Below are 2490 nucleotides of genomic sequence, written 5' to 3' on the forward strand. Positions count from 1 at the left end.
TCGCCCATCGAAGAGCTAGACGGTTGGTTAAGGCGGCGGATGCGGATGTGTTATTGGAAGCAATGGCGCAGACCCAGAACCCGCATCACCAACCTGCTCAAGCTGGGAACGAGTAGACGGCATGCGTTCTCGACAGGGCTTAGCCGCAAAGGCTACTGGCGCTTGTCAAAGACGCTGGCGACTCAAACGGGAATGACCAATGAATGGCTGGAACAGCAGGGATTGCTATCCATTCGGCATCTTTGGATGAAAGTTCAAGGATACGCCTAGACTATCAGCATTGTCTGCGCGTCTTCATGAACCGCCCTGTGCGGACCCGCACGCAGGGTGGTGTGGGAGGGGAAGGTTAAATGCCTTCCTCGACCCGATTAGGCTTCATTCCTTTCTGATTGATGGCACCAAGTGCAGCATGTAATCTCGTTTTCCAATTGGCACCCCAGCCATGCGAAGAATGTCGTAAGCCGTAACCATATGGAAGTAAAAGTTTGGAATTAGAAATTCATTTACATAGGCATTACCAGACAGCTCGATGTAGAGGCTCTGGCCCAAGTCAATGCGTGTTACCTCAGCTAGCTTTGCATCTTCAACGTGAGCGCCTAAAAGAAGTTCTTTAGTGTTTGCTATGTGCTCGTATGCCTGTGCGAGAGATGTGACGTCTGGATCTAGATTATTCGCAGGTTTGCCATCACACCAGAGAGCAAAGTTGCGTGGTTGATTGCAGGTGAAAGCAATCTGTGTACCGAACGGCAACATATCAGCCGCAATGCGCTTTTGAAGGAACGACTCGTCATCACAAAAATGAGTCTGAGCTGACTCCAAGAGGTGCTTAAGAGTTGCTAAGCGGCTTTGGAAGAGGGTTCGGATTAAATCTATATTCTGGCTTTGCATTTTGTGATCCCTCAAGGCTTTTCTATGAACCCTAGCTGTCCTTAGAACAAATTTCAGCCTAACGACCAAGTTGAGCGGTGGTAAGTAACCTTGAATTCCGTAAAAAGAGGCTTGATCCTATCCGCTCCAACGGAGGGTTAGCCTGCTTTGTGCAGTAACCAATCCTCGCTTTTCAACTCGAATGTTTGCTCAATACACAATTCACCCTTAAACTCCACCTCATCCGATCGCACTAGATTCATTCCCAAGCGCCTCAGCAAATTAATAGACGGTTCATTTCGCATATCAGTTATGCCGACGATCTGGTTGATGCATCCCAGTTCAAATAGTGAATAAACCAGCGCTTGAACAGCTTCTTGTGCATATCCTTCACCTTGCTCTTCACGAGCCAAAGTAAATCCAATTTCTACGATTGCCGGATTCTCGGTGTAAATTTGCATTCCAATGTCACCCAGGAGCAAGTTGGATTGCTTGTGGGCGATCGCGATTTGAAACCATTCACCTGGTACCCCCATAACTGCTATTTGCATTTCCTGAATGAAAGATTGCGCTTCATGATAAGGTAACATCGACCAACTTTGGAATCGAGCGACTTGAGAATCTTGGCGGTAGGAAAAAAACCGATCTAGATCAAGATCTGTAAACCGACGCAGAACCAGTCGTTCAGTGAGTTGAGGAAGAAAATTCACTGGAAACAATGCAACTTTGCTCCACTATTGTTGTTTGGCTGATGCTTTGTTCAGGAACTGCGGGCTAACTATTATTAGACGGAAAGTTTCGGCATAACTACCTTATTTCAGGTGATTATGCCGAAACTTTCTGTATATTTTCCCTGCAAAAACCCTCCTTCCAGCAGCCTATCATTCCCAAAGTTGTCGTTAGCTCATATCCAAGGCAGCATCAGCTATGGGTTCTCTTAAACTGTAGTGTCTGGATTGAGAGAGCGATCGCAGCATGGCCCCCTACAACCCCAAAGCAGGAATTTATTGCTTGAAACTACCCGACAGCAAGAGTTTTGACTATTCTCAATAGCTGAGATATCAACAGTATCTCAATCATGAGAGTAAGGGCGATCACAGAGTTAGCCTTTGCCACTACCCTGCTAGTACAAAGTGAAGTGGATTGTGGTTCCACCATTCGCGGGTTCAATTCCCGTCGTTCGCCTTGGTTCCAGCGATTAACTCAATTAGCTGATCTAGATTTGATCTAAAAAAGCACCTTCTTAGTTAAAGAAGGTGCTTTTTTAGATGGGCTGCCAAATTTTAGTCGCAGAACTAGGTTGATTTCGAACCCTACTACCCCAAGGCAGGAATTTATGGTCTGAAGCTCTCTCTCAGAAGGAGTTTTAAGGATTCTCAATAGCTGGGATATCAACACTATCTCAATCGTGAGAGCAAGAGCGATCGCTATAAGCTTGGTCGTTTTAAGTTGTGGAGATTGCTCATCTCAGATCTTGCACCAAGGCTTAAAAGGTGGCAGAAAGGGCGTGAAACTAATAGACCGCAAGAACAATGGACATTCTTGCCCACGCCCAAGAACTAATCTATCACTTGCTCGATGGGATGCCGACTCCCTACCAACGTCAAAGCCTGCAAGCTTTGC

The 2490-nt window shown here is 46.3% G+C and carries 4 protein-coding genes; 2 read left to right on the top strand and 2 right to left on the bottom strand.

Annotated elements, in window-relative coordinates; genetic code table 11:
• Nucleotides 1-270 (top strand): group II intron maturase-specific domain-containing protein (locus H6F90_RS13510; RefSeq protein WP_370588019.1); only part of this gene is annotated, 270 nt, incomplete at its 5' end.
• 105 nt (nucleotides 271-375) lie between these two features.
• Here H6F90_RS13510 and H6F90_RS13515 read toward each other — a convergent pair.
• Together H6F90_RS13515 and H6F90_RS13520 are read right to left on the bottom strand one after the other, a co-directional pair.
• The gene (locus H6F90_RS13515; RefSeq protein WP_190552970.1) at nucleotides 376-888 is read right to left on the bottom strand and encodes a DUF1993 domain-containing protein; all 513 of its coding nucleotides are present in this window, start codon (nucleotides 886-888) and stop codon (nucleotides 376-378) included.
• A 137-nt stretch (nucleotides 889-1025) separates the two neighbouring features.
• Entirely contained in the window at nucleotides 1026-1577 is a 552-nt protein-coding gene (locus tag H6F90_RS13520) for a GNAT family N-acetyltransferase (RefSeq protein WP_199295910.1), read from the bottom strand.
• Nucleotides 1578-1945: 368 nt separating this feature from the next.
• On the opposite strand from H6F90_RS13520, the gene H6F90_RS30380 reads away from it, so the two are divergent.
• Complete coding sequence (locus H6F90_RS30380) at nucleotides 1946-2098, top strand: hypothetical protein (protein ID WP_206756177.1); 153 nt, start codon at nucleotides 1946-1948, stop codon at nucleotides 2096-2098.
• The last annotated feature ends 392 nt before the right edge of the window (nucleotides 2099-2490 follow it).

Source organism: Trichocoleus sp. FACHB-591, from assembly GCF_014695845.1.
GTDB lineage: Bacteria > Cyanobacteriota > Cyanobacteriia > FACHB-46 > FACHB-46 > Trichocoleus.

Coding starts and splice junctions, on each gene's coding strand:
- H6F90_RS30380 (WP_206756177.1), top strand. CDS start 1,946: ATGAGAGTAAGGGCGATCACAGAGTTAGCCTTTGCCACTACCCTGCTA.
- H6F90_RS13515 (WP_190552970.1), bottom strand. CDS start 888: ATGCAAAGCCAGAATATAGATTTAATCCGAACCCTCTTCCAAAGCCGC.